The sequence below is a fragment of the Streptomyces sp. NPDC088746 genome, assembly GCF_044751065.1.
Classification (GTDB): Bacteria; Actinomycetota; Actinomycetes; order Streptomycetales; family Streptomycetaceae; genus Streptomyces.
On record NZ_JBIVLA010000003.1, the window covers coordinates 942,362 to 967,949 of the forward strand.

23 protein-coding genes are annotated in these 25,588 nt (G+C 71.5%); 10 read left to right on the plus strand and 13 right to left on the minus strand.

Annotation, left to right across the window (positions count from 1 at the left end; translation table 11 throughout):
• Positions 1-10: 10 nt before the first annotated feature.
• The 7 genes from ACIP63_RS18660 to hutH are packed head-to-tail and all read right to left on the minus strand — an operon-like array spanning position 11 to position 9,183.
• Positions 11-1,105, minus strand: a complete 1,095-nt coding sequence (locus ACIP63_RS18660) for a PfkB family carbohydrate kinase (RefSeq protein WP_401516837.1) — start codon at positions 1,103-1,105, stop codon at positions 11-13.
• On the minus strand, positions 1,092-2,087 hold the full coding sequence (gene metF / locus ACIP63_RS18665) for a methylenetetrahydrofolate reductase [NAD(P)H] (protein WP_401516838.1): 996 nt from the start codon (positions 2,085-2,087) through the stop codon (positions 1,092-1,094). The genes ACIP63_RS18660 and metF overlap by 14 nt, the downstream gene beginning before the upstream one ends.
• Entirely contained in the window at positions 2,084-3,079 is a 996-nt protein-coding gene (locus ACIP63_RS18670) for a carbohydrate kinase family protein (protein ID WP_401516840.1), read from the minus strand. Before ACIP63_RS18670 ends, metF begins: the two co-directional genes overlap by 4 nt.
• 1 nt (position 3,080) lies before the next feature.
• Entirely contained in the window at positions 3,081-4,280 is a 1,200-nt protein-coding gene (gene metK / locus ACIP63_RS18675; RefSeq protein WP_401516842.1) for a methionine adenosyltransferase, read from the minus strand.
• The gene (asnB, locus tag ACIP63_RS18680; RefSeq protein WP_401516844.1) at positions 4,277-6,112 is read right to left on the minus strand and encodes an asparagine synthase (glutamine-hydrolyzing); all 1,836 of its coding nucleotides are present in this window, start codon (positions 6,110-6,112) and stop codon (positions 4,277-4,279) included. The genes metK and asnB overlap by 4 nt, the downstream gene beginning before the upstream one ends.
• Positions 6,113-6,125: 13 nt before the next feature.
• Positions 6,126-7,559, minus strand: coding sequence for a phenylacetate--CoA ligase family protein (locus ACIP63_RS18685; protein ID WP_401516846.1), 1,434 nt, complete (start codon positions 7,557-7,559; stop codon positions 6,126-6,128).
• A complete protein-coding gene (hutH, locus tag ACIP63_RS18690; protein ID WP_401516848.1) occupies positions 7,543-9,183 on the minus strand; it encodes a histidine ammonia-lyase in 1,641 nt (546 codons plus the stop codon). The genes ACIP63_RS18685 and hutH overlap by 17 nt, the downstream gene beginning before the upstream one ends.
• A gap of 475 nt (positions 9,184-9,658) precedes the next feature.
• On the opposite strand from hutH, the gene ACIP63_RS18695 reads away from it, so the two are divergent.
• From ACIP63_RS18695 to ACIP63_RS18710, 4 genes are all read left to right on the plus strand, one after another.
• Entirely contained in the window at positions 9,659-10,243 is a 585-nt protein-coding gene (locus tag ACIP63_RS18695) for a LuxR C-terminal-related transcriptional regulator (RefSeq protein ID WP_401516850.1), read from the plus strand.
• A gap of 157 nt (positions 10,244-10,400) precedes the next feature.
• Positions 10,401-11,591: an acyltransferase family protein gene (locus ACIP63_RS18700; RefSeq protein ID WP_401516852.1), complete on the plus strand. Its 1,191-nt coding sequence runs from the start codon at positions 10,401-10,403 to the stop codon at positions 11,589-11,591.
• Positions 11,592-11,605: 14 nt separating this feature from the next.
• Positions 11,606-12,808, plus strand: a complete 1,203-nt coding sequence (locus ACIP63_RS18705) for a cytochrome P450 (RefSeq protein ID WP_401516854.1) — start codon at positions 11,606-11,608, stop codon at positions 12,806-12,808.
• A 210-nt stretch (positions 12,809-13,018) separates the two neighbouring features.
• Positions 13,019-13,516 carry a MarR family winged helix-turn-helix transcriptional regulator gene (locus tag ACIP63_RS18710; RefSeq protein ID WP_401516856.1) on the plus strand — a complete coding sequence of 166 codons (498 nt, stop codon included), beginning with the start codon at positions 13,019-13,021 and terminating at the stop codon, positions 13,514-13,516.
• A 33-nt stretch (positions 13,517-13,549) separates the two neighbouring features.
• Here ACIP63_RS18710 and ACIP63_RS18715 read toward each other — a convergent pair whose 3' ends face one another.
• A complete protein-coding gene (locus tag ACIP63_RS18715; RefSeq protein ID WP_401516858.1) occupies positions 13,550-14,530 on the minus strand; it encodes an LLM class F420-dependent oxidoreductase in 981 nt (326 codons plus the stop codon).
• Positions 14,531-14,787: 257 nt separating this feature from the next.
• Between ACIP63_RS18715 and ACIP63_RS18720 the strand changes: the two genes are divergently transcribed.
• From ACIP63_RS18720 to ACIP63_RS18735, 4 genes are all read left to right on the plus strand, one after another.
• Complete coding sequence (locus tag ACIP63_RS18720) at positions 14,788-15,993, plus strand: cytochrome P450 (RefSeq protein WP_401516949.1); 1,206 nt, start codon at positions 14,788-14,790, stop codon at positions 15,991-15,993.
• 208 nt (positions 15,994-16,201) lie between these two features.
• Positions 16,202-17,473 carry an SGNH/GDSL hydrolase family protein gene (locus tag ACIP63_RS18725; RefSeq protein WP_401516860.1) on the plus strand — a complete coding sequence of 424 codons (1,272 nt, stop codon included), beginning with the start codon at positions 16,202-16,204 and terminating at the stop codon, positions 17,471-17,473.
• Positions 17,474-17,555: 82 nt separating this feature from the next.
• Positions 17,556-18,008 carry a Rieske (2Fe-2S) protein gene (locus ACIP63_RS18730; protein WP_401516862.1) on the plus strand — a complete coding sequence of 151 codons (453 nt, stop codon included), beginning with the start codon at positions 17,556-17,558 and terminating at the stop codon, positions 18,006-18,008.
• Between the two features lie 84 nt (positions 18,009-18,092).
• A complete protein-coding gene (locus ACIP63_RS18735) occupies positions 18,093-18,563 on the plus strand; it encodes a pyridoxamine 5'-phosphate oxidase family protein (protein ID WP_401516864.1) in 471 nt (156 codons plus the stop codon).
• A gap of 3 nt (positions 18,564-18,566) precedes the next feature.
• Here ACIP63_RS18735 and ACIP63_RS18740 read toward each other — a convergent pair whose 3' ends face one another.
• Positions 18,567-19,490, minus strand: a complete 924-nt coding sequence (locus tag ACIP63_RS18740) for a LysR family transcriptional regulator (protein ID WP_401516866.1) — start codon at positions 19,488-19,490, stop codon at positions 18,567-18,569.
• 73 nt (positions 19,491-19,563) lie between these two features.
• Between ACIP63_RS18740 and ACIP63_RS18745 the strand changes: the two genes are divergently transcribed.
• Positions 19,564-20,550 (plus strand): DMT family transporter, encoded by a 987-nt coding sequence (locus tag ACIP63_RS18745; RefSeq protein WP_401516868.1) that lies wholly within the window; start codon positions 19,564-19,566, stop codon positions 20,548-20,550.
• Here ACIP63_RS18745 and ACIP63_RS18750 read toward each other — a convergent pair.
• A complete protein-coding gene (locus ACIP63_RS18750) occupies positions 20,541-21,872 on the minus strand; it encodes an aminotransferase class I/II-fold pyridoxal phosphate-dependent enzyme (protein WP_401516869.1) in 1,332 nt (443 codons plus the stop codon). The genes ACIP63_RS18745 and ACIP63_RS18750 overlap by 10 nt on opposite strands.
• A gap of 35 nt (positions 21,873-21,907) precedes the next feature.
• On the opposite strand from ACIP63_RS18750, the gene ACIP63_RS18755 reads away from it, so the two are divergent.
• Complete coding sequence (locus ACIP63_RS18755; protein WP_401516871.1) at positions 21,908-22,603, plus strand: pyridoxamine 5'-phosphate oxidase family protein; 696 nt, start codon at positions 21,908-21,910, stop codon at positions 22,601-22,603.
• 44 nt (positions 22,604-22,647) lie between these two features.
• On the opposite strand, the gene ACIP63_RS18760 is transcribed toward ACIP63_RS18755, so the two are convergent.
• From ACIP63_RS18760 to ACIP63_RS18770, 3 genes are all read right to left on the minus strand, one after another.
• Positions 22,648-23,604: a DMT family transporter gene (locus ACIP63_RS18760; RefSeq protein ID WP_401516873.1), complete on the minus strand. Its 957-nt coding sequence runs from the start codon at positions 23,602-23,604 to the stop codon at positions 22,648-22,650.
• Positions 23,605-23,760: 156 nt separating this feature from the next.
• Positions 23,761-24,786, minus strand: a complete 1,026-nt coding sequence (locus tag ACIP63_RS18765; protein ID WP_401516875.1) for an EamA family transporter — start codon at positions 24,784-24,786, stop codon at positions 23,761-23,763.
• 67 nt (positions 24,787-24,853) lie between these two features.
• Positions 24,854-25,396 (minus strand): Clp protease N-terminal domain-containing protein, encoded by a 543-nt coding sequence (locus ACIP63_RS18770; protein WP_401516877.1) that lies wholly within the window; start codon positions 25,394-25,396, stop codon positions 24,854-24,856.
• Positions 25,397-25,588: the final 192 nt, after the last annotated feature.

Sequence of the window (25,588 nt, forward strand, 5' to 3'; positions counted from 1 at the left end):
AAGAAGGTGGTCAGCGTCGGCCGACGGGGGGCGCTGCGGCTCCTCTGAATCCGATCGTCGGAACCGCACGTCGTGGCGGCGTCAGTGGCGCCATCTCGGACAGGTCTGCCAGGAAGGAATAGCGGCGGAGCAGTTCGGCGTCGGTGCGACGGCGGGAGTCCCCGTCCCCCATCCCGGACCACCACCGTGTGATCTCGTACCAGCCGGGTGCCGAGTGAGCCCCGCCGAACTCCGCGACGGACAGTGCCGCGCAGAGGGCGGCGAACGCGAGGCGGTCGGTCAGGGACCAGTCGGCCAGGGTCGCGAAGACGAAACCGGCCAGGAACACGTCGCCCGCGCCGGTGGGGTCCAGGGCGTCGACGGGGACCGCGGGGACGGCAGCCTCCTCGCCGGTGCGTCCGTCGCAGGCGACGGCTCCCTCGGCGCCCATGGTCACCACGGCGACCGGAACGACCTCGGCGAGGGCGCGGGCGGCCGCCCGCGCGCTGTCGGTCCGGGTGTACCGCGTAGCCTCGGCGGCGTTCGGCAGGAAGGCGTGGCAGTGACGGAGCCCGTCGAGGTCGGACACGGACCAGCGGCCGGTGGCGTCCCACCCGGTGTCGGCGAACACCAGGCTGCCGTCCTCCGCCGCCCGGCGGACCCACTCCGCGTCCTCCCCGGGAGCGAGGCCCGCCACACAGGCGCGGCTGCGGGGCGGGCGGCGCGGGGGAAACCGCTCCTCGGCCGGGGCCTCGTGCCCGTGGGTGACCATGGTGCGTTCCCCGTCGTAGGCGAACGAGACCGTCACCGGGGAGTGCCAGCCCGCCGGCCTGCGCGATGTCGACAGGTCGACTCCGTCGGCGGAGAGGTCCACCCAGCAGTGGTCGCCGTACTCGTCGTCGCCGAACGCCGCGCACAGCATGGCGTGCAGACCGAGCCGGGCCAGTGCCGTCGCCGTGGTGGCCACACCTCCGGGGCTGCACCCCATGCCGCGGGCCCAGGACTCGGCGCCCTTGACCGGGGCGCCTTCCAGTCCGGTGAAGACGATGTCCTGGAACACCGTGCCCACGACGTACACGTCGCACTCGGCGCCGTCCTGCGCGGCATTCCGCTCAGTACGTTCCACGGTCGGCTCCTCCTACGGCGGCGGCCTGCGCCTCGCGACGGGGTTCGGGCAGGCCGAGCCCTCGGTAGATGTCGAGTGCTGCCATGGAACGGTTGAGGGTGATGAAGTGCAGACCGGGGGCGCCCTGGTCGAGCAGTTGCCGGGCCATCCCGGTGGCGTGGGCGACCCCGATGCGGTGGCCCTCGGCGGCGTCGTCGCCCGCTTCCTCCAGGCGACGGGCCAGGTCCGCCGGGACCGTGGCGCCGCTCAGCTCCGCGAACCGGGACAGCTGCCCGAAGCGCGTGGCGGGCATGATCTCCGGGATCACCGGGATGGTGCAGCCCGCCGCGTCGAGCCGGTCGCGGAGCCTGAAGTAGTCCTCGGACCGGAAGAACATCTGGGTGATCGCGAAGTCGGCGCCGGCCCTCGCCTTCGCCACGAAGTGGCCGATGTCGTCCTCCCAGTCCCGCGAGCGGGGGTGCCGCTCGGGAAAGGCGGCGACGCCGATGCCGAAGTCACCGGATTCCCGTACCAGGCGCACCAGTTCAGCGGCGTGGCGCAGCCCTTCGGGGTGCGGGACCCAGGGGCCTCGGGGGTCGGACGGCGGATCCCCGCGCAGGACGAGGAGATCACGGACTCCGGCGTGCGCGTACTGCCCGATGATCCGGCGGAGTTCGGCCACGGAGTGCCCGACGGCCGTGAGATGGGCGACCACGGGGAGCGTGGTGTCCTGCGCGATGCGCTCGGCGAGAGCGATCGTCCGGTCCCGGGAGGATCCGCCGGCACCGTAGGTGACCGAGAGGAACGCGGGCCGCACGGCTTCCAGCTCGCGCAGCGTCTGCCACAGGGCCCGCTCGCCCGGCGAAGTCTGCGGCGACACCGTCGACTTCGGCGACACCAGCGACTTCGGCTGCTTCGGCGGGAAGATCTCGAAGGAGTAGAGGGTGCGCCCCTCGGCCAGCAGGCGACGTACCCCGTCCGGTGACGTGTCCGGTGGTGTCATGACGCCTTCCCGCCGGTCCGGCCGAGAAGCCCTGCCAGCTCCTGCGCCGCCTCGGGCTCGTAGGCCGAAGCGCACAGCGTCAGCAGCTCCTCGTCGTCCAGCCGGTACTCCTGCGCGCCGACCGCGCGCAGTACGATCGCGGCCACCGCGCAGCCGAGCTGGGCGGCCCTGGCCGGGGCGAGCCCTCCTGCGACCGCCGCGAGGTAACCGGCGCGGAACCCGTCGCCGACGCCGGTGGGGTCCCGCGGTTCGGCCACGGGCACCGCCGCGACCTCGACGGGTGGCTCGCCCCTCCGCTGGATCCGGCAGCCCTTCTCGCCCAGCGTCGTGATCCAGGTGCCGGCCCTGGCGAGCACGTCGTTCTCGGTCCATCCCGTCTTGCGGAGCAGCAGGGAGCTCTCGTACTCGTTGGTGAAGAGGAGACCGGCGCCGGTCACCAGGTCCCGGATCGCGTCGCCGTCGAGCCGTGCGAGCTGCTGGGACGGATCGGCGGCGAAGGGCAGTCCTGCCGCACGGCAGTCCTGGGTGTGCCGCAGCATGGCCTCGGGGTCGTTCGCCCCGATCAGGACGAGGCCCAGGCCGCCTGCGCGTTCCGCCACCGCGCGGATGTCGATCGCCGCCGCCTCGCTCATCGCGCCGGCGTAGAACGAGGCGATCTGGTTCCCGTCGTCGTCCGTGGTGCACTGGAACCGGGCCGTGTGCCGGACCTGCGACACGTGCACCGAGTCCGTGTCCACACCATGGCGGGCGAGTTGTTCGCCGTGGTCCTGGAAGTCGCGTCCGACGGCTCCGACGAGCACGGGCCGCAGGCCGAGGCCGCCGAGTCCGAAAGCGATGTTGGAGGCGACGCCGCCCTGGCGGATGTGCAGTTCATCGACGAGGAAGGAAAGCGACACGTGGTCGAGCGCGTCGGGCACGAGCTGTTCGGTGAACCGCCCCGGGAAGTGCATCAGATGGTCGGTGGCGATGGAACCGGTGACCGCTATGCGCACCTCACACCCCCGCCGACTTCCGGAGCGCCGCCGCACGATCCGTGCGCTCCCAGGTGAAGTCGGGGTGCCTGCGGCCGAAGTGGCCGTAGGCGGCGGACCGGGCGTAGACCGGACGCAGGAGCGCCAGGTCCCGGATGATCGCCGCCGGGCGGAGGTCGAAGACCTCACCGATCGCCTTCTCGATCCGGTCGGTCCCGATCCGGTGGGTGCCGAAGGTCTCGACGAACAGACCCACCGGCCGGGCCACGCCGATCGCGTAGGCGACCTGGACCTCGCAGCGCGAGGCGAGGCCCGCCGCGACGACGTTCTTGGCGACCCAGCGCATGGCGTACGCGGCCGAGCGGTCGACCTTGGACGGGTCCTTGCCGGAGAACGCGCCGCCGCCGTGGCGGGCCATGCCGCCGTAGGTGTCGATGATGATCTTGCGGCCGGTGAGGCCCGCGTCGCCCATCGGGCCGCCGATCTCGAAGCGGCCGGTCGGATTGACCAGGAGGCGGTAGCCCTCGGTGTCCAGCTTGATGCCCTCGTCGAGCAGCGCCCTGAGCTCCGGCTCCACGACGAGCTTGCGGATGTCCGGGGCCAGCAGGGAGTCCAGGTCCACGCCGGACGCGTGCTGCGAGGAGACCACGACGGTGTCCAGTCGCAGCGCCTTGTCGCCGTCGTACTCGATGGTGACCTGCGTCTTGCCGTCCGGGCGCAGGTAGGGGACGGTGCCGTTCCTCCGTACGTCCGCCAGGCGCTTGGACAAGCGGTGTGCCAGGAAGATCGGCAGGGGCATCAGGGTCGGCGTCTCGTCGGTCGCGTAGCCGAACATGATGCCCTGGTCGCCTGCGCCCTGCCGGTCCAGCTCGTCCTCGACGCCGGCCTTGTCCGCCGTGTCCACGCCCTGCGCGATGTCCGGCGACTGCGAGCCGATCGACACCGTGACGCCGCAGGAGGCTCCGTCGAAGCCCTTCGCCGACGAGTCGTAGCCGATCTCGAGGATCTTGTCCCGGACCAGCTGCGGGATCGCGACACGGGCCTTGGTCGTGACCTCTCCGGCCACGTGCACCAGGCCGGTGGTGATCAGGGTCTCGACGGCGACGCGGGAGGTGGGGTCCTCCTTGAGCAGCGCGTCGAGAATGGTGTCGCTGATCTGGTCGGCGATCTTGTCGGGGTGCCCCTCGGTCACGGACTCCGAGGTGAACAGACGGCGTGTCACAGGACCACCCGCACGTCGTAGTCACGCAGCCAGCTGTCGAGTTGGAGCGCCCGGGGCAGGATGGGGGGCGGCGTGTACGCGCCGTTGAACCAGTCCTTGTTGTCGACCATGGCACGCAGTGTCGTCGCGTCCAGCAGTTGCATGGCGGGCGAGCTCGGGTCGCCGATCATGTCCGAGACGGCGTCGCGGACGGAGTCCAGGTACTCGGAACCCTTTCCGACGGGGAATCCGCTCTTGGGCCGGTGCACGACCTCGGCGGGCAGCAGGTCCTCGACCGCGCTGCGGAGCAGGCCCTTCTCCTGGTCACCGAGGCGTTTGACCTGCCATGGCACGTTCCACACGTAGTCGACCAGGCGGTGGTCGCAGAACGGGACGCGGACCTCCAGGCCGTTGGCCATGCTCATCCGGTCCTTGCGGTCGAGGAGGAACGGCAGGAAGCGGGTCTGCTGGAGGTAGTACACCTCGCGCATCCGCCGGTCCGTTCCGGTCTCGCCCTCGAGGCGGGGCACCTCGCCCAGCGCCTCCTCGTACCGGGCGTCGAGGCGTTCGTGCAGGTCCAGGCTGCCGCGCAGGTGCCCGGAGAGAACGGCGTTGCGGTCCTGGACGCCGGCCGACCAGGGGAAGCCCTTCGTGGGATTCCGGGCTTCGGAGACGAACCAGGGGTACCCGCCGAACGCGTCGTCCGCGCCCTCACCGGACAGGGCGACCGTCAGGTATCTGCTCACCTCGCGGAAGAGCAGATAGAGGGACACGTCGAGGTCGCCCACCCCGGGGATGTCGCGGGCCCGCAGGGTGGTCCGTGACTCGTGGAGCAGCGAGGCCGGCTCCACCAGGACCTCGGTGTGCTTGGTGCCGAGGTGCCCGACGACCGCCTGCACGAACGGCGCGTCCCGGGAGACGTGCAGCGCGTCGGCGGTGAACTCCTCCTCGCTGCCTTCGAAGTCGACCGAGTACGTCGCCAGTGGGTCGAGGCCGTTGGCGGACAGCACGCCCGCGCCCAGGGCCGTGATGGCGCTCGAGTCGATGCCGCCCGACAGCAGGGCGCCCAGCGGCCTGTCGGCCTCGATCTGCTCGGAGACCGCCCGGTCGAGCAACTCGCGGACGCGGGCGACGGTGGTGGGGACGTCGTCCTCGTGCGGCGCACTGCGCAACTCCCAGTAGCGGTGCGGCCTCGCGCCCCGCCGGTCGAAGCGGATCAGGTGGCCCGGCTTCACTTCGCGCAGGGTGCGGAAGACGGCGTCCCCGGGGCGCTTGGCCGCCACCGTGAAGACGTCGACCAGTCCCTCGGCGTCGACCTCCGGGGCGACCTGCCCGCTGGCGAACAGCGCCTTGGGCTCGGATCCGAAGATCACGCCCGAGGCGTGTTCCGCGTAGTAGAGGGGTTTCACGCCCAGCGGGTCACGTGCCAGCAGCAGCGTCTCCCGTGCGACGTCCCAGAGCGCGAAGGCGAACATTCCGGCGAACCGGGTGACGGCGGACTCGCCCCACTCGCGGTACGAGGCCAGGATCACCTCCGTGTCCGTGCCGGTACGGAAGCGATGCCCGCGGGTGGTCAACTCCGCACGGATCTCCCGGAAGTTGTGGATCTCGCCGCTGAAGGAGACCACTGCGGTCTCCCGGCCGTCGTCCTCCCCGCGCGCGGCCATCGGCTGCTGTCCGTGCTCCACGTCGATGACCGCGAGCCTGCGGTGCCCCAGACCGATGCGGGGGGCACTCCACACCCCGGCGTCGTCCGGGCCGCGCAGGGCGAGTGTTTCGGCCATCCGGGAGACGGTGGCGACCTGACCGGTCATGTCGCGTTCCCAGTCCAACCAGCCTGCTATGCCGCACATGTGCGTGAGCTCCTCACTTCTCGGAGGCGGTGGCGAAGCCGGCGAGGCTCGCCTCCACCACGCCCCGGATCGGGGCGGGCAGCCTGTCCCAGTTGCGCGCGTCGTTGAGGTCGAGGACCCTCGACAGCTTCCAGCCGAGGTACTGGCCGAGGGAGGCGAGCGGCGGGAGCGTCTCCACCGGGCGCAGCACCAGGTCGTAGCCGGGGAAGAGGCCGCCGATGCGTTCGGCGGTCGCGCGTGTCCAGGCCTCGTCGACGGACACGTCGGTCGTGGCCAGGCACACGATGGCCGTACCGCGGATCACCAGCATGTAGTTCAGGACGGTCGGGCCGGTGTGCTCCTCCGGCCACAGGCCGGCCTCGAAGTCGTTCTGCCGGATGCCGTTGCCCTCCAGCACGATCAGGTCCTGGGAGCGTCCGAGGGTGCGCAGCAGCGGGGTGGCCACCCCGCACGGGCAGGGTGTTCCCGGGATCTCGACGAGGTCGCCCGTGCGGTACCGCAGCAGGGGCCTCGCTTGCATGTCGAGGGTGGTGACGACGAGTTCACCGCGGTCGGGGCCGCCCTCGATGAACCGGGTCCCGGTGTCGTCGGTCAGTTCCAGGACGTAACTCTGCGTCTGGAGGTGGAGGTTGCCCTGTTCGCAGGTGATGGCGGTGGTTCCGGTCTCCGAGGAGCCGTAGGCGGCGGAGTAGGCCTTGGCCCCGGTCAGCCGCTCCAGGTGCCGGATGAATCCCGGTCCTGTCTGCTCGGCCATGAGCAGGAGCTTGTCGAAGGCGGGCACCGGCTCGTCGTTGCGGTAGGCGAACTGGACCATCTCCAGGAGGCGGGACGGAGGCCCGACGAAGACGTTGACGCCGAGTTCGCGGGTCAGTCGCAGGACCCGGGTGTAGTCGCCCGTGATGTTGTCCACCCACGGCCGCAGGGACATCACCTGGAGATATTCGAGGACCTTCTCGAACTGGTAGGCCGCGGGGGCGAAGGGGGCGTTGATCAGGATGAGCGCCCGGTCGCTCCGGTCGAGGATGCGGGCCCACTGCTCCCCGATGTTGATGGTGTTCACGATCAGGTCGTCGAGGGCCTTCGGCGCCGCCACCGGGTTGCCCGTCGTGCCGGAGGACTCGTAGTAGTGGAGGAACTCCGACAGGTCGCGGGTGAACGCCTTGTGTCCGCCGGAGCTCAGGCTCTGCTTGGGCAGGAACGGCAGCTGGGGCAGGAGGTCCGCGATGACCGTCTCCGGGGCCGTCGCCTCTGCCTTCTTCGTGAGGTCCGCGAGCGTGTCGCGCTCGTAGAGGCCGGAGTCGGCGGCGGCCAGCAGGGTGGCGGAGAACTTCCTGCCCAGGGCGCCGGGTTCGGGGGTGCCCGCGTGGCTGTCGCGGACGAGATCGGTGTGCGCCCGGGCGGTGGCCAGGAGTGTGTGCTCGATGTGGGAGTCACGCAGCAGCAACATCGGTGTCCTTGTCGGAGGTGAAGCCGGCCGCGCGGGCCAGGCTGCCGTCGAGAATGAGCTCGCCGACCGCGGCGATGTCTCCGTCCATGCGCCGGTCGCCGTCGGTGAACGGGACGTGGGCGCGCACGACGTCGTGCACGCGCCGGACCCAGGGGGCCGCGTTCTCGCGGCCCCTGAGGTCGATGGCCTGGGCGCCCGCGAGCAGGGCGATCGCCGCGACCTGGCCCGTCAGTTCGTTCACGGTGCGGGCGTCGCGCGCGGCGAGTGTGCCCATGCTCACCTTGTCCTGGTTGTGGGCTTCGGTGGAGCGGGAGAACACACTGGCCGGAGCGGCGGTCTTGAGGGCCTCGGCGGTGATGGCGGAAGCGGCGATCTGCATGCCCTTGAATCCGTGGTGCAGTCCGGCCTCGTCGCTCAGGGAGGGGGGTACGAGGTTGGCCGGCAGCCCCGCGTTGAACTTCGGGTCCACGACGAGCGCCAGCTGCCGGTCCAGGAGGTCTGCCACGTTCGCGGTCGCAATCTTGAGACTGTCCATCGCCTGGGCGACGTGTCCGGCGTAGAAGTTGCCGCCGTGGTGCACCCGCTCCTCCTCCACCGCGAAGAGCGGGTTGTCCGTGGAGGCGTTGATCTCCGTGGTCAGCCACTGCTCGACCCAGGTGAGCGTGTCGCGGAGGACTCCGATGACATGCGGGGCACAGCGCACCGAGTAGTGGTCCTGGATGCGCTGTTCGAGCCTGCGGTAGTCGTCCTGCAGCGGGTCCGTCCCGTCCAGGATCTCCTCGTACGTCGTGGAGAGCCCCGACTCCGCGGTCATCCGCCGTACTTCCCTGGCCGTCGCGACCTGGCCGGGGTGGGGCTTGGCGTCGTGGAGGAACGCGGCGAAGTGGGAGGCGTTGCCCAACAGCGCCTCGCTGATGAACGCGGTGACGATCTCGGCGGTCCGGGCGATGCTCACGGCGTCGTGCGCGGCGAGGACGGCGAACGCGGTGGTGAACGACGTCCCGTTGATGAGCGCCAGCCCCTCCTTGGCCTCCAGGTCGAGGGGCGCGATGCCCGCCTCCCTCTGGGCCTCGGAGGCCGGCACGATCCGCTTGCCGTAGAGCACGTCGCCCTCGCCCAGCAGGACGGAGGCCACGTAACAGAGCGGCACCAGGTCCCCGCTGGCCCCCAGGGAGCCCCTCTCGGGCACACGCGGCAGGATGTCGGCGTCCAGGTGGGCGAGCAACCGCTCGATCACCAGGGGGCGGATGCCGGAGTTGCCGCGGGCCAGTGCGTTGGCACGGATCAGGAACGTGGCGCGGACCACGTCGTCCGCGGCGTCCGGGCCCGTGCCGTTGAGGTGATAGCGGATCAGGTTCCGTTGTAGATGAGCGGCGCGCTCAGGGCTGATCTGATTGGTGACGCTGTCCCCGAAGCCCGTGGTCACACCGTAGATCGGCTTCCGGTCGGCGATCAGACGGTCGCGCAGCCGCACGCTCCGTTCCGCCGCGTCCACCGCCCGGGATGCCAGCGCCACGGTGGGGGCCACGCCCTCCCTGGGCGGGCGGGCCAGTCGTACGACGTCGCGCAGGGTGAGCGATCGACCGTCGAGTTCGATCCCGACGTCGTGGGTCTGTGCGGTCACAGGGCACTCTCCGACGCAAATCGATTTGGCATGCGCCCAGCCTCTGTGATCGACCGTGCTCCGGGCTTCCGCCGAGCGGCCAGTCTCTACCTGGGCCGAAGACCAGGAGGAACAGATGGTTCCGTATGAGTGGCGCAGAGGGGCGCCGTACTGCAAAGCGGCGTCGCGAACCGATTTCCCCGTGACCGTTGGCGGAATGCGCGACGGAGCGAATGTTACAAGGTTATGTCTGGCTGGAAATCATTGAATGCAAGACGGTTATCGGGTTAGCATCTGCCAGCCGCACGCCTCGCGGCCAGTGTCCCGCAGTACTCCGGTCGCCATCGCGAGCAGCAGCTCCGCGAAGCCATCCACAGGGGGATCAATGATCGACTGCGCCACCCACCGCACCGGCACGCCGATACGCGTCGCTGCGCCCAGAGGTCCTTCGATCCTGTCCGCCGGAATCGCCGCCGCCCTGCACTCGACACCGGGCATGAGCGTCATCAGCCCCGGCCGGCCCGGGCCGGAAGGACCTGAACCCAGGCCACAGGCCGATGTCCTCCTGGTGGAGGACGACCCTTCCTTACCTCCCCCCGAGGTCATCGCCGCCGCCCTGCCGTGGCAGGCCTCGGAGACGCGGCAGCGACGGGCCGGAGTCGTGCTGGTGACACAGGAGCCGACCGTCGAGCGCATCGTCGCGTATCTGCGGTCGGGCGTCCGCGCGTTCGTCTGCCATGACGCACCGCTCGACGACCTGGTGGACGCCGTGCATTCGATAGCGCGGGGAGAGGTATTCCTCCCCCACGGAATAGCGGTCCGAATCATCGACGGAATACTGCCCCATCTCCCCTTCTTCACCCCCGGCACCGCCTCACCCCTGGACCGGCTCACCACCCGTGAGAGGGAGGTCTACTCCCACCTGGCCGCGGGGCGGTCCAACGCGGAGATTGCCAGGGAGTGTTACCTGAGCGAGAAGACCGTGAAATTCCACGTCTCCAATATTCTCCGCAAACTCGGCGTGAAGAATCGCCTCCAGGCCGTCGCCCACGCCCACCAGGCGGCCGAGAAGGCGGCGTGAGAACGCCGTAGCACCTGGCGCCGGGGCGCGGCCGCTCACCGGCCGCGCCCCGGCGGTCTGCGCATCCCCAACTCCCTTGCACACGAGCGGAGTTCACCCTATGCTTCGATACTTAGCGAACTTTAGAATACTGGCCTTCTAGATCCGGAGTGCCTTCATGACCACGGATCCGCGCGGGCCGTCGGGCCTGTCCCGACTTCCGTCCCTCACGGGCCTGCGCTTCGTCGCCGTTCTGTTCGTCTTCGCCTTCCACGCCTCCCTGGAGGCACCGTTCAGCGACACCGGCTTCGGCCAGGCGTACGCGGACACGGTCATGAACGCGGGATGGCTGGGCGTGAGCTTCTTCTTCGTCCTCAGCGGGTTCGTCCTCACATGGTCGGCCCGCCCCCGGGACACGGTGCCGGGCTTCTGGCGGCGCCGGGCCGCCAAGGTCTACCCACTGCACATCGTCACCTGGGCCGCCGCGCTCGTCCTGGTGGCCGCGGCCGGCGCACCGGCACAGCTGCGCCAGGCGCTCCCGAACCTGTTCCTGGTGCACACCTGGTTCCCCGACCGCGACGTGTTCTCCAGCCTCAACGACGTGAGCTGGTCACTGTCCTGTGAGGTCTTCTTCTACCTGCTCTTCCCGTTCCTGCTGCGGGCCCTGCGCCGCATCGAGGCCGGCCGGCTGTGGGTGTGGGCGGCCGTCACGGCGCTCCTGGTTCCCGTGCTGCCGCTGCTGGCCGAGCTGTTGCCGGACTCCCCGCCACTGCCGTTCGGTTCCGGCTCCGAGTGGCAGTTCTGGTTCGTGTACGTGATCCCGGTGGGCCGCCTGCTGGAATTCTGCTTCGGCATGTTTCTGGCCAGGATGCTGCTGTCCGGGCGCGCCGTCCCCGTCCCGGTCCTGCCCGCGGCCGCGCTCGTCCTCGTCACCTACGCGGTCTCGCTCCAGCTCCCCTTCCTGTACGGGCTGACCAGCGTGACCGTCGTTCCCATCGGCCTGCTCATCGCAGCCGTCGCCCAGAAGGACATCCGCGGGACGGCCTCGGTGCTGGCCCGCCCCCTGGCCGTCCGCCTCGGGGAGTGGTCCTTCGCCTTCTACCTCGTGCACCGGCTGCTCCTCCAGCACGGGCACCTGCTGCTGGGCGAGGGCCGCACCTGGTCGACACCCACGGTGTTCGGCCTGCTCACGGCCGCGTTCGCCCTGTCACTGCTGATCTCCTGGGCCCTGCACGTCTGCGTGGAACGTCCCGCGATGCGCCTGTTCGGTTCGGGCCGGGGCAGGTCCGCGCCTCCCCCGGCCCCTGCCAGGCCATCGGCCGCCGCCCCTCCCGCGACTACCGAAGCCGCGCCTTCCCGAACCGTCTGAAAGGGAACGACAGCATGTCCGACGACTCGCTCACCCAGTACCCGCTCCCCCTCGGCCCCCTCGGCGAACCCCCGGAGAAGTACTCCGAACTGCGCGCGAAGTGCCCGGTCTCCCGCGTCCGACTGCCCAGCGGTGACGCCGCCTGGATGGTCACCGGCTACGACGAGGTCGTGGCCGCCATGTCCGACCGGCGGCTGTCCCGCGCGGCGCTGCGCGAACCCGGGGCGGTCCGCACGGTCAGCGGCGAGGACTTCTCGGACAACCCGTACAACCTCCTCAACCAGGAGGGCCAGGACCACACCCGGCTGCGCAGGCTCATCGCCCCCGCGTTCACCCCCCGCAAGGCCGAGCTGTGGCGGGCCAGGATCGAGGAGATAGCCCATGAGCTGATCGACCAGCTGATCGCCGGGCCCCGCCCCGCCGACCTGCACCACGATTTCGCGGCCACCCTGCCCATCTGGGTCATCTGCGAGATGGTGGGCGCCCCCGTCGAGGACCGCGCGAAGCTCCAGAAGTGGACGGACCGGCTGGTCAGCATCACCGCGCACACGCCCGAGGAACGGCTGGCCGCCCGCGAGGAGTCCGCCGCATACGTGGCCGGGCTGATCGCCCAGCACCGCGAGGAACCGGGCGAGGACCTGCTCAGCACCCTCATCACGGCCCGCGACGACAACGACCGGCTGAACGAGCGCGAGCTGGTCTGGCTGGGCATCAACCTGCTCGTCGCCGGCCACGACACGACCGTGAGCGCGATCTCACGCAGCCTGTTCCAGCTGCTGCGCCATCCCGACCAGTGGCGTCTGCTGGTCGACAACCCCGACGTGCTCCCCGGGGCCACCGAGGAACTCCTGCGCTACGCGCCTCCCTCCGAGATCGGCTTCATGCGCATCGCGACGGAGGACGTCGAGATCGCCGGGACCAAGGTGGCCAAGGGCGAGGGCGTCATCCCGGTGATGCACGCCGCCGGCCGTGACACCAGGCGGGTCTCCGCACCGGAGACGCTGGACCTCACCCGCACCGACGCCACGCACCTCGCCTTCGGGCACGGCCACCACTACTGCCCTGGCGTCGGCGTCGCCCGGGTGGAACTCCAGTCGGCCTTCGGGACGCTCGCGAAGCGGCTTCCCTCGCTGCGTCTGGCCGTTCCCGCGGAGCAGGTGGAGTGGATCGGCGGACTGCTGACCGTGCGCCCCAGGGCCCTTCCCGTGGACTGGTGACGGCGGGACACATCTGATCGCGGACCGAAGTGCGGTGATGGGCTCGGGGAGCCCGGCCGCACTTCGGCCGTCCAGGGCGGCACCGCGGTGCCGCCCACCGCGCTACGGCCGCGCACGCGTTAGACTTGACCGTAAAGTAGAAAGAAAAATAATCTTGACACCCACTATGCAGCGGTCAGGATGACAGCAGCTGCACACGAGGGAGCCCGGATGACGACCAACCCGCCGCGAACCCGCCGGACCTCGCCGAGCAGGGCTTCCGACGACAGCGCACGCCGGCAGTACTTCTCCACGCTCGCCCTCGACCGTCCGGACATCGCCATGTGCCGGGCCACGACCGTGGTGGCCCGAGCCATCGACGTCGAACTCACCGGCTACAAGGTCTCGGTGGCCCAGCACCTGGTGCTGAAAATGCTCAGCGACGTGGGGCCGTGTTCGCAGCAGGAGCTGAGCGAGCAGCTGCGCATCGACCGCAGCGTGATGGTCGGCTGCATCGACGGCCTGGAGGACTCGGGGCTCGTACGCCGCGAGCGGCACCCCAAGGACCGGCGGGCCAACGCCATCACACTGACGGCGGACGGGCTGGTCGCCCTGGCCGAGGTCGAGAGCGGGGTGCCGCGCCTGCTGGACCGTGCCTTCCAGGCACTCACCCCCGCGGAGCGCAAGACACTCACCCGCCTGATCTCCAAGATCCTCGAAGTCAAGTGAGTGGCCGGGCGGCGGGCGGCGCCGGTCGCCGGTTCAGGAAACCGGCGCCAGGGCCCGCAGGGCACGCAGCATGCCGTCGGGGCCGGCACCGAACTCGGGCGCGGGGCTCACGGCGAGCAGCGGTGTGACCACACCGGCCTCGACATAGCGCTGTACATGCGCGCGGCACTCCTCCGGGCTGCCGTGGACGAGGAGCTCGTCCACGAGCCGGTCCGGTACGGCCGCGGCGGCGCCCCTGAAGTCACCGGCAGCCCAGGCCCGCCTGGAGGGCTCCAGCACCTCGCCCCGTCCGAGCCAGTCATGGAAGGCCGAGTAGGTCCGCGCGTTGAGGATCCCGCCCAGCATCGCCCGGCCCTGCGCCCGGGCGTAGCCCTTGTCCCGGGTCGGGCAGACGAAGATCCGCGCGACCACTTCCTTCACCTTGCCCTCGGGACCCATCGCCTCCACCACCTGGGGAAGGTCTTCCACGGCGAGGAAGTTGGTGACGAGGCCGTCGGCCTCCCGCCCGGCGAGCCGCAGCATCTGCGGCCGCAGGGCACCGATGAGGACAGGAGGTGCCGGGTCGGGTACGGAGGCGACGCGGAAGCCTTCGATGCTGAACGAGTCGAAGTCCCCCGACACGTACTCCCCGTCCAGGGCCGCCTTGAGGAAGCGCACCGTGTCGCGGACCCTTCGGTAGGGATGCTCGAAGGGGATGCCGTTGATGCGCGTGACGAACGGAGGCCCCGACGATCCCACCCCGACCACGACCCGCCCGGGGGCGGCCTCCGCCAGCGTCGCCACCGTCATCGCCAGCAGGGCCGGGCCGCGCGTCTGCACCGGCAGCACGGCGGTTCCCACCCTCAGCTCCGGTGCCCATGCGGCGGCCAGCGCGAGCGGGGTGAAGCCGTCGTAGCCCGCGGCCTCGCCGGTCCAGGCGTCCGTGTAGCCGAGGTCGGGGAGCTCCTCGATGATGCGACGGTGTGCGGACAGAGGAACGGTCTGGAGGGGGATCGTCACCCCGTAGCGGTCCAACGGCTCACTCCTTCCTTCTCACGGGCAGCGCCTGGACGAGCCGATTCGCCCGGGCCACAGCCACTTCGGTCTCATTTAATAGTTCGCCAACAATAGAACTATGAACTTCGACTGTGGCCATGTCAACACCCACCCGTATCTGCAGCGGGTCGCGACTGGCATCATCCGCTTGTCACGCGAGCGGATGGAAGCATCTTCGAGAAGGAGCCCAGTTGAACACGTCACCGGTGAACTCCTCACCCGGCAGCCCGCACCGCATGGACCCGTCCGGCGGCTGCCCGCACGCGGCCAACGCCCGCCTGCTGTCCGAGGGCGCCGTCACCGCGGTGATCCTGCCCGGCGAGGTCGAGGGTATGGCGGTTCTGGGGCATGACGCCCTCAAGGAGTTCCTCGCGCACCCCGAAGTCGCCAAGGACGCGCGGCACTTCGCCGCGCTCCAAGCGGGTCGGATCGCCGACGGCTGGCCGCTGAAGACGTTCGCGACGGTCCAGGGGATGACAACCGCCGACGGCGCGGACCACCGGAGGCTGCGGTCCCTGATGAGCAAGGCCTTCACCGCGCGCCGCGTGGAGGAACTCCGGCCCCGTGTGGAGGCGTTGACGGCGTCGCTCCTGGACGGTCTCGACCGCGCCGCGGTCGCCGGTGACGGTGTCGCCGACCTGCGCGCGCACTTCGCGTTGCCGCTCCCCATGGGTGTCATCTGCGAACTCCTGGGCGTGGAAGCGGAACACCACGACCGGCTGCACCACCTGTCCAACCGCATCGTCGCCACCGACATAGCCCCCGCCGAGGCCATGGCGGCCAACCGGGAGATGGTGGAGGTGCTCAGCGCTGTGGCGGCCGCCCGCACGGAGAATCCCGGGGACGACCTCATCAGCGCGCTGATCGCGGCCCGGGAGACCGACGGCGACCGGCTGGGCCCGCACGAACTGATCGGCACCCTGATGCTCACGATCATCGCCGGACACGAGACGACGCTCAATCTGATCACCAACGCCGTACGTGCCCTGTGCGCCCACCGGGATCAGCTCGACCTGGTCCGGTCGGGCGGGGCGAGCTGGGATGACGTGGTGGAGGAGACACTGCGCTGGGACAGCCCGGTCAGCTACTTCCCGTTCCGCTACCCGACCCGCGACCTGACGCTCGGCGGCACCGTCATCCCCAAGGGGACACCGGTGCTGGCCGGTTACTCCGCGGCGGGCCGCGACAGGAAGGCCCACGGCCCGGATGCCGACCGGTTCGACATCACCCGTGGCAGCGGGACCCGGCACCTCTCGCTCGGACACGGCGCGCACTACTGCATGGGCGCCCCGCTGGCCCGGATGGAGGGAACCGCGGCGCTCGCGCAGCTGTTCGCGCGCTTCCCCGACCTGGACCTCGCCGTCCCGGAGGCCGAACTGCCGCGCCACGCCTCCTTCGTGGGCAACAGCGTGAGGGCGCTGCCGGTACGCCTGCGCGGCTGAGGCGGAGCGCCGGGCCGCAGGGAACCGGCGCGGGGGTGGCAGTCGGACACCAGGTGTCCCACCTGACTCGAAGAGCCCTTGTGCTCCCGCGCCGGCTCCGGTCTGCTGCATGACAGCAGACCCGTCCGGCCGGGTGACAACGTTGCCGGGCCCCCTCCGAGGCGGTGCAGGGCGCCGCCGTCGACGCACCGCACGAAGGAGTACGCCGATGCGCTCACGCCCCTCCGCCGCCACGCGGCTGGCCCTCGCCACCGCGAGCGCCGTCGCCCTCTCCCTCGCACAGGTGCCGCACGCCTCCGCCCACGGCCCCGGCGGGAAGTGGGTCGCCGCCTGGGGTGCGAGCCAGGTGGCAGGCAGTGAGATACCCGGCAGCACCTGCCCCGCCGGATCGGGACTGGAGAACCGGACCGTCCGCAACGTGCTCTTCGTCAGCGCCGGCGGTGCCGGCGTCCGGGTCCGGCTCGCCAACACCTTCGGCACACGGCCGGTGAGCGTGGACCGTGTCACGGTCGCGCTCCAGCGGTCCGGGGCCGCGGCCGTGCCGGGCACGCTGCGCGCCCTGACCTTCGACGGCCGCCGGGACACCACGATCGCAGCGGGTGAGGACCTCTTCAGCGACCCCGTTCCGATGCAGGTGGAGGCCCTGTCCAGGCTGCTGGTCAGCGTCCACGTGGACGAGGCCACGGGCCCGGTGACCAACCATCCGTTCACCGCCCAGGGGAACTACCTCGCCGCCGGGGACGCGGCCGGCGACACGTCGGGCGCCCCCTACTCGGACACCCCCTGCTGGATGCTGGTGAGCGGCGTCGACGTACGCGGGAGCGCCCGTACGGCCGGTGCCGTGGTCGCCTTCGGGGATTCCATCACCGACACCGCGAGCACCACCGGCAATGCCGACCAGCGCTATCCGGACCACCTCGCCCGCCGGCTGCAGGACCGGACGGGGCGCACGTTCGCCGTGGTCAACGCGGGGCTGGGCGGCAACCGCCTCCTCGCCGAGCGGGACGGCGAGCCCTACTACGGCCCGTCGGGCATGTCCCGGATGGAGCGCGACGCGCTCGGTCAGAGCGGCGTCAGGGCCGTCATCCTGCAGGAGGGCATCAACGACATCGGCTTCGACGCGTCCGCCGAGGACATCATCGCCGGGTACCGGACGTTCATCGAGAAGGCGCGCGCCGAGGGCGTCCCGGTGTACGGCGGGACCCTGCTGCCCTTCCGCGGGTCGTTCTTGTGGACCCCGGAACGCCAGGCGGTCTGGACCACGGTCAACGACTGGATCCGGCACTCCGGCGCCTTCGACGGAGTGGTCGACTTCGCGGCGGCCACCGCGTCGGCCACCGATCCGCTGACGCTGGATCCCGCTTACGACAGCGGCGACGGCCTGCACCCCGGCGACGCGGGCACCCGCGCGATGGCCGATGCCGTCGACCTCGGCATGCTCCTCGCCGGGCCGGTACGGAGGAATCAGCCCCGCGGCTGAACGCGCTGCTGCGAGGATCCGTATCCACACCTGACGTCGTGCTCACCCGGCGTCTCGTACTCCGACGAAGGGAAAGCTGGGCATGAGCGCATCGCAGGAGAGCCAGATCCACGTAGGGCGTCGTGCCGTCGTCGCGGTCGGGGCGACGGGACTGGCCGTCGCTCTCACCGCGTGCGGAGGCGGATCCAAGGACTCCGGCGGTTCGGACACGGTCGAACCGGCCGGGGAGGGGGACGGTGCGAACGGCGGCGCGCCCCTCGCCCGGACAGCCGACATCCCCGAGGGCGGAGGCGTCGTCTTCGCCGACCAGGGGGTGGTGGTGACGCAGCCCAAGGCCGGTGAGTTCAAGGCCTTCTCCTCGAAGTGCACCCACCAGGGCTGCGCGGTGAAGGGGATCGCCGACGGCGTGATCACCTGCCCGTGCCACAACAGCACGTTCGACGCGGCGACCGGCGAGGCGACGGGCGGCCCGGCGACGATGCCGCTGCCGGAGAAGCAGATCCGGGTGGAGGGCGGCTCCATCACTCTGGCGTGAGAGGCCGCACCGGGCGGGGCATTGCGTGATCGCGGACGACGCCCCATGATTTCCGGAACCGGCCGAAGCTCAGGAAGGTGTCCCGTGACCGTTGCCCAGCGCCGTGGCCGGCGGATCATGATGACCGACGAGGAACGGGACGCCTACCTCACGCGACAGCGGACCTGCCGGGTCGCCACGGTCTCCCCCGAGGGCATGCCGCACATCGGCGCCCTCTGGTTCGTGTGGGACGGCACCTCCGTCTGGCTGTACTCCCTCACCCGGAGCCGGCGCTGGGCCCAGCTGCGGCGCGACCCGAGGGCCGCCGTGGTGGTGGACGACGGGACGGAGTACGGCGAGCTGCGCGGCGTGGAGCTCTCCGGTGAGGTCTCGTTCGTCGGCGAGGTTCCGCGCGCCGGGCGGGTCTGCGCCGAACTGGACGCACCTGAAAGGCTGTTCGCGTCGAAGTACTTCGGCCTGGACTCCATGCCGTACGACGATCGGCACGCCTGGCTGCGGCTCACACCCCAGGCCGTCAGGTCCTGGGACTTCACGAAACTGCCGGCCGGGGAGTGACCGTCACGGGCCTCCGGGAATCGGCGTGTGCAGGGCCCGGCCCGCCGCGCGCAAAGCCTCCACGGCGGCCCTGATCGACGGCCTCCGGTCGGCGTCCGCGCGCCACACCGCATGAACATGACGCCGCATCGGCTGCCGTACGGGCACCAGGCTCACCCCGTCGGGCACCGGCCCCCGCCCCAGTCGTGGCGCCACGCATACGCCGAATCCGGCAGCGATCAGCGCGAGTTGGGTGTGGTGCTCGCCTGCCAGGTGCGCGATGCGAGGTTCGATTCCCTTGGACCGCAGGGTGAACATCAGCCAGTCGTAACAGAATTCGCCCTCGGGCCAGGAGACCCAGTCGTCCTCGGCGAAGTCCTCGATGTCCACCTCCGTCCGGCCGGCGAGGGGATGGCCGGCCGGCATGGCGATGTCCGGCGCGTCGTCGAGGAGTTCCGCCTTGGCCAGGCCTCCGGGTACCGGCAGACGCTGGTTGCTCCAGTCGAGCACCACCGCGAGGTCCGCATCCCCCCGGAGCACCGCGCGGATTCCGCTCTCCGGCTCCAGCTCCGTCGTGCGCAGCCTGAGCTCCGGGTGGTCCGCGCGGAGTGAGGCGAGAGCCGCGGGGAACAGCCCCCGGGCCGCCGTCGGAAAGGCCGCGAGGCGCACCTCCCCCACCACCTCGCCCCGCTGCGCCTCGATGTCGGACTGGGCCACCTCCACCTGCGAAAGGATCTTCGCGGCGTGGTCCGCCAGCAGCCGGCCGGCGTCGGTGAGACGGATCCCCCGTCCGTTCTTGGCCAGGAGCTGCTGCCCCACCTCGCGTTCCAGCTTGGCCATCTGCTGGGAGACGGCCGAGGTGGTGACGTGAAGACCGTCGGCCGCACCGCTCACCGAGCCGTGCCGGGCCAGGGCATCCAGCGTCCGCAGGCGCTCCAGGTTCAACATGTAAGCAATGCTACGTCAACCAGCCCACAAATTCTCACTTGTTCTACGCGGTCTCGCTCGGCATGGTTGAGTCATGAGCGCTCCCACCGCACCGAGAACCGTGCCTGCCCCCGCCATCTCCACACCCGCGCCCCCGACGCGGCGACGGGCCCTGGACTGGCGTGTCCGCTTCACGGCGCTGTCGCTCATCTGGGGGTTCAGCTTCCTGCTGATCAAGGTCGGCACCGACGGGTACGCCCCGTTCCAGGTGACCTTCGGCAGGCTGCTGGCCGGGACCGCGGTCCTCGCCGCCGCGATGGCGGTGCGCCGTGAGCGCCTGCCCCGCTCCGGCCGGACCTGGGTTCACCTGTTCGTCGCCGCGTTCTTCCTCAACGCCCTGCCGTTCTCGCTCTTCGCGTACGCCGAGCTGACCATCCCGTCCACGCTCGCCGGGATCTGCAACGCGACCTCGCCCCTGTGGGGCATGGCGCTCTCCCTCGTCGCGCTCTCCGAGGACCGGCCCACCCGCCGCCGGGTCGCGGGGCTCGGGGTGGGCTTCATCGGCGTACTGACGGTGCTGGGCGCGTGGCAGGGCTTCTCGGGCCTGGACGTGACCGGTACGGCGATGGCTCTGCTGGCCTCGCTCAGCTATCCCGTCGGCTGGATCTATGTCCGGCGCACCCTGGCGGGGACTGGCTCCTCCACCCTTGCACTGACGGGCAGTCAGCTCTTTCTCGGCACCCTGCAACTCGCTCTCGTCACACCGCTGTTCACCTCGGTTCCCGACCGCTTCCCGGTGCTGCCCACGCTCGCGGTGGCCGCCCTGGGGGCGCTCGGAACCGGACTCGCCGTCCTCCTGCAGTACGGCCTCGTCCAGGAAGTCGGGCCCACGACCGCGCAGATGGTCACCTACTTCATCCCCGTGATCGCCACGGCCGCCGGAGTGACCCTGCTCGGCGAGCGGTTGAGCTGGAACACCCCGGTGGGGGCCCTGGTGGTCCTCGCGGGCGCGGCCCTCACCCAGGGCCGGGCCCGGGGGGCCGGCCGACGCGCCCCCTCCCGCCGGACCGCTCAGCCGTAACTGACCGGGCGGGCGGGCGGCACCGCTGCCGCCACCGCGTCGGCCAGCGGCTCGACGTCGGCGGCGGACAGCGACGAGACGGTCAGTCGCACCCCCTGCGGCGAGGTCATACGGAACCGGGCCCCAGGGGCCACGGCCCAGCCCGAGTGCAGCATCCGGGCCACCGCGCCGGTCTCGTCGCTCACAGGGACCCACACGTTCATCCCGGTCCGCCCGTACGCCGCGATCCCCCGCTCCCCCAGGGCCCGTACGAGCGCGTCCCTGCGCCGCCCGTAGGAGTCGGCGACCACTGCCGTGTCGACGGCCCCTGTCGCCCACAGGTGCGCCACGGTCCACTGCAGCAGGCCGCTGACCCAGCCGGGCCCCAGCCGCTGACGTCCCGTCACCCGGTCCACCGTGAGCCCGTCGCCGGTGAGCACGGCGAGCCGCAGGTCGGGTCCGTACGCCTTGGAGACCGATCGCACGAAGGCCCAGCGCTCCGTGACGCCGGCGAGCGGGTGCACCGGCAGGTCGACGATGGCGTGGCCGTGGTCGTCCTCGATCAGGAGCACACCGGGGTACTCCGCGAGAACGGACCGAAGCTCGGCGGCCCTCCGGCTGCTCACCGACGCACCGGTCGGGTTCTGCGCCCGGTCGGTCACCACCAGGGCCCTGGCACCGTCCCGCAGGGCTCGCTCCACCTCGCCCGGCAGAGGGCCGTCGTCGTCCAGGGCGACCGGCACGACGCGCATCCCGAGCGCCGGGACGAGATCCAGCAGCGCGCCCCACCCCGGGTCCTCGACGGCGACCGCGTCACCGGGCCTGAGGTGCGCGGCGAGCACTCGCTCGATCGCGTCGAGGGACCCGGAGGTGACCGCCACCGGTCCGGCGGGCACACCGTCGGCGTCCAGGCCGGCCCGCGCGAGCTCCGCCAGCCGGGGCACCACGGCCGCGTCCCCGTAGAGGCGAGGCCCTCGGCCGTACGCCTCCGCGGCCGCCGCCAGCGCCTCCCCGAGGCCGGGCAGCAGGGCCGGGTCGGGGTTGCCGTCACCCAGGTCACGGACGCCCGGAGGAGCCTCCACCCGCAGCGATCCACGCGACGTACTCGCGGGCCTCGGCCGCACCCGGCTGCCCCGGCGCCCCGCGGTCTCGATCACTCCACGCTCGCGAAGGGTCCGGTAGGCGGCGGCCACCGTATTCGGATTCACCCCCAGCAAGGTCGCCAACTCCCGCATGGGTGGCAGGACATGGCGGGGCGCGAGGTCGCCCGACGCGACACCGCGCTCCACACTCGCGGCAATGTCGGATGCACGCCGCCCACTGATCCGATACTCTCCTAGCACAAACATTAGTATGCACTAGTGCAATGGAGTACGCAATGCCGGACACCGCCACGCCCGACAGCACCGGCCTCCCCGGGGCCGCCGCCTACGAGCGGACGGACCGCACGGTCCCGAGCCGTTCCAGGGAGCGCGCCTCGTACGACCACGAAACGGTCCACTCGATACTCGACACGGCCTACCTCTGCCACCTGGGCTTCGTCCGCGACGGCGCGCCCGTCGTCCTCCCGACCCTCTTCGCCAGGGTCGGCGACCGGCTGTACGTGCACGGCTCGACCGGGTCACGCCCGCTGCGCGCGACGGGCGCGGCCGATCCGGGTCTCGCCGTCTGCCTGACCGTGACGCATGTGGACGGCCTGGTGCTGGCCCGTTCGGCCTTCCACCACTCGATGAACTACCGCTCCGTGGTGGTCCACGGCATCGCCCGTACGGTGACCGACCCGGAGGAGCGGCGCATCGCGCTCGACGCGATCGTCGACCAGGTCGTGCCGGGCAGGTCGAAGGACTCCCGGCCCGCCGACGCCAAGGAGCTCGCCGCGACCGCGGTGATCCGCCTGGACCTCGACGAGGTGTCCGCCAAGTCCCGTACAGGCGGCCCGAACGACGACCCCGAGGACCTCTCGCTGCCGTACTGGGCGGGCGTGGTTCCGCTGGACCACGGATACGCGGCGCCGGTGCCGTCCGGCGACCTGGACCCGTCGGTCCAGGTGCCGGACTACCTCACCGCCCTGTGACCCCCGGAGCGGCGGCCTGCCACGCCCGCCCGTGACCCCGTCGGTCAGGCCGCTACGGCGGCCCGCCGGCGGGCGGCGGCAGCGCCACGCGTCTCGGAGAAGGCCAGTCCCGCGACGGCGGCGAGCAGGAGCAGCGTGCCGACGACCGTGGCCGCGGTGAGCCGTTCCCGCAGCACGGTCACGGCGATGACGGCGGCGCTCACCGGTTCGAGCAGCATGATCACGGAAACGGTCGCCGAGCGGACCACCGCGGCGCCCGCGAAGTAGAGCGCGTAGGCGAGCGCGGTCGGCACCGCCGCCACGTAGACGAGCAGCCACAGCACCTGCCCCGTCTCCACGGTGTGCGGCACGAGGCCTTCGGCCGCCGCCATGGGCAGCAGGCACACGGCGCCGATACCGAAGGCCCACGCGCTGGTGGAGAGGGAGTCGCCGGCCGCGCCGTCCCGGCCGAGCCACCGGGTCAGCAGCGTGATCGCCGCGTACCCGGCGGCGGACAGCACGGCCAGCAGCAGTCCGACGGGCCGCACTTCGGCCGGCTCACCGCCGAGCACCAGCACGGCGAGGCCGATGAGCGCGCCCGCCACGGCGGCGAGCCCGCCCCCGCCCAGCCGCTCCCCCATGGTGAGCCGCGCGCCGACCGCGATGAGGACGGGGCCCGCGCCCAGCGTGACGACGGTTCCGACCGCGAGTCCGGTCGCCTCGACCGCCGCGAAGTACGCGCTCTGGAACACGGCCAGCCCGATCCCGGTCCCCAGGATGCGGAGCAGCCGCCGACGGCGCGGCTCGGTGGGGGTGCGCGGCCGGCGGGGGCGCAGTGCGAGCACCCCGCCGAGCAGGGCGAGGCCGCCGGCGCAGCGCCAGAACGACAGGGCCAGCGGCCCGAGATCGCTGATCCGGAAGAGGAGGGAGGCGACCGCGCCCGCCGTCCCCCAGGCGAGACCGGCGACGACGAGATAGATGAGGCTCCGCCCGACGGGCAGGCCGGTAACAGGGTGGGACACGTGACTCTCCAGAAGAAGGGGGTGGTGGTCGCTCGGCTCCGCGCGCGGGCAGCGACGAACCGCTCGGGGCGTACCCGAGCCCGGTCTTCGTCCGGAGTGGCCGCCTCGCGCTAGGCGGCAGGAGGCGGAAGTACGGTCAGCAGCATGATCGGCACCCTACGGCGAGGCCGGAGGCCGGGACAACTCACTTCCGGAACCGGCGGGCTCACGGGCCCCCGACGCACCCGCTGCCGGCCCCGATGCCACCGGCCCTGACGGCGGCTTGGGCGCGGACGACTGCGCGATCAGAGCACCGAGCAGCACCACGCCGCCACCCACGAGCTGGGGCGCGGAGAGGTGCTCACCCAGCAGCACCCAGGCGAGCACGGTCGCGATGACCGCCTCCAGGCAGGCGACGACGCCCGCGACCTGGGGCGAGAGCAGGCGTACCGACACCACACCGGTGGCGTAGGCCAGCACGGTCGCGAGCAGCACGATCCATCCGAGGAGCAGCCAGGCGGGCACCTCGTGCCCGTCCATGTCCGCTGTCCCGCCGAGGACCGCCCAGTCCATGGCCCAGGGGCCCGCCACCACCGTGAGTACGGCGGCGCCCGCCAGCAGCCCGTACGCGATCACGCCCACGGGGTGCGGAGGTTCGGCGTCCGCCGTGTCGCCGTGGCCGGCGCCCTGGTCCGACAGGACGAAGTAGCCCACCTGGCAGCACGCCGCACCGAGGGCGAGGAGCAGTCCGACCGCGTCGAAGCTCAGGCCGGCCCACACCTCGACGACACAGGCCAGTCCGCCGACCGCGAGCACCACACCCGCCGCGGCGGCGCGGGTGACGGGCCGGCGCTGCACGAAACGCACCCAGCCGAGGACGAGGGCGGGCGCCAGATACTCGATGAGGAGCGCGACGCCGACCGGGATGCGTGAGATCGAGGCGAAGTAGAAGGCCTGCACCCCGGCCACGGCGAACAGCCCGAAACCGGCCAGCAGTACGGGCCGCTCGCGCACCAGATTCCTGTGCCTCCAGGCGACCGGCAGCATGACGAGCGCGGCGCCGGTCACCCGCAGCCACACCACGTGCAGCGGGTCGAGTCCCGCCTCGATCAGCGGCTTGGCCGCGACCCCTGAACCACCGAATGCGAAGGCCGAGGCAAGGGCCAGGCCCAGACCGGCACTTCTCCCCTGAGTCGCGTGCATCGGCACATCATGGCAGCCGGCGTCAGCAGCGTCACCCCCGTCACACCTGTCCGCCGCGTGTTCATGATCACCCCTGCGGGCCCTTCGCGGCCGTACGGTCCGACGCGCGCACGCGCAGCGGCTCGACCGTGACCCCGGCCCGCTCCAGCACCTCGACCGCACGGCATCGGGGATCCGCGACCAGGGCCGCCAGCAGGTCGCGCCCGTCGGCGTGGAGCTCCCCGCGCAGCAGCGCGCTCCGGACGGCCCGGTCCATGGCCGCTGCCGCCGAGGGCGACCACCCTTCGCCCGCGGGTTCCCGTACGGCCGGGAACGCGCCCGAATCCTCCTGCGTCCCCTGCCAGCGGAGGCCGTATCCGATGCTGCGCTGTACGAGATATCCGAGCACCCTGGCCAGCTGCGGCCCTCCGTCGAAGGCCTGCCGGACCTCGGGGTCGGTCTCGACGAGGGAGTGCAGGAGGTGGGCCGTGTCGACATGGCGGTCGCCGTCGCGCACCGCCCGCCGGCGCGCCCCCGTCACCACCGCGGTCATCGCGGCGCTCAGACCGGCGCCGGCCCACGGGTGGTGCGGTGTGGCTTGTTCGGGGATCCCTGATGTCCGGTTCTGCACATCTCCACCCCATCAGTCCCGGGGAGCGAAAACATCCCCGGCGCGGCCCATCCGGCATCCCGCGGAAGGCGGGGACCGCCGGGGGGTTCCTCATCCTTGGGGATGAGATCACGCCATCACGGGCAGCGAGGCGGCGGGTGCGCCGGTCCGTACGGAGGACGGAAGAAGGGCCCCACGAAGGGGCCCTTCTCC

Bases quoted from the DNA above. Each gene is read 5' to 3' on its own strand.
- metF (WP_401516838.1), bottom strand. From the start codon at position 2,087: ATGACACCACCGGACACGTCACCGGACGGGGTACGTCGCCTGCTGGCC.
- asnB (WP_401516844.1), bottom strand. From the start codon at position 6,112: ATGTGCGGCATAGCAGGCTGGTTGGACTGGGAACGCGACATGACCGGT.
- ACIP63_RS18685 (WP_401516846.1), bottom strand. From the start codon at position 7,559: ATGTTGCTGCTGCGTGACTCCCACATCGAGCACACACTCCTGGCCACC.
- ACIP63_RS18695 (WP_401516850.1), top strand. From the start codon at position 9,659: ATGAGCGTCATCAGCCCCGGCCGGCCCGGGCCGGAAGGACCTGAACCC.
- ACIP63_RS18700 (WP_401516852.1), top strand. From the start codon at position 10,401: ATGACCACGGATCCGCGCGGGCCGTCGGGCCTGTCCCGACTTCCGTCC.
- ACIP63_RS18705 (WP_401516854.1), top strand. From the start codon at position 11,606: ATGTCCGACGACTCGCTCACCCAGTACCCGCTCCCCCTCGGCCCCCTC.
- ACIP63_RS18710 (WP_401516856.1), top strand. From the start codon at position 13,019: ATGACGACCAACCCGCCGCGAACCCGCCGGACCTCGCCGAGCAGGGCT.
- ACIP63_RS18720 (WP_401516949.1), top strand. From the start codon at position 14,788: ATGGACCCGTCCGGCGGCTGCCCGCACGCGGCCAACGCCCGCCTGCTG.
- ACIP63_RS18725 (WP_401516860.1), top strand. From the start codon at position 16,202: ATGCGCTCACGCCCCTCCGCCGCCACGCGGCTGGCCCTCGCCACCGCG.
- ACIP63_RS18730 (WP_401516862.1), top strand. From the start codon at position 17,556: ATGAGCGCATCGCAGGAGAGCCAGATCCACGTAGGGCGTCGTGCCGTC.
- ACIP63_RS18740 (WP_401516866.1), bottom strand. From the start codon at position 19,490: ATGTTGAACCTGGAGCGCCTGCGGACGCTGGATGCCCTGGCCCGGCAC.
- ACIP63_RS18745 (WP_401516868.1), top strand. From the start codon at position 19,564: ATGAGCGCTCCCACCGCACCGAGAACCGTGCCTGCCCCCGCCATCTCC.
- ACIP63_RS18755 (WP_401516871.1), top strand. From the start codon at position 21,908: ATGCCGGACACCGCCACGCCCGACAGCACCGGCCTCCCCGGGGCCGCC.
- ACIP63_RS18765 (WP_401516875.1), bottom strand. From the start codon at position 24,786: ATGCACGCGACTCAGGGGAGAAGTGCCGGTCTGGGCCTGGCCCTTGCC.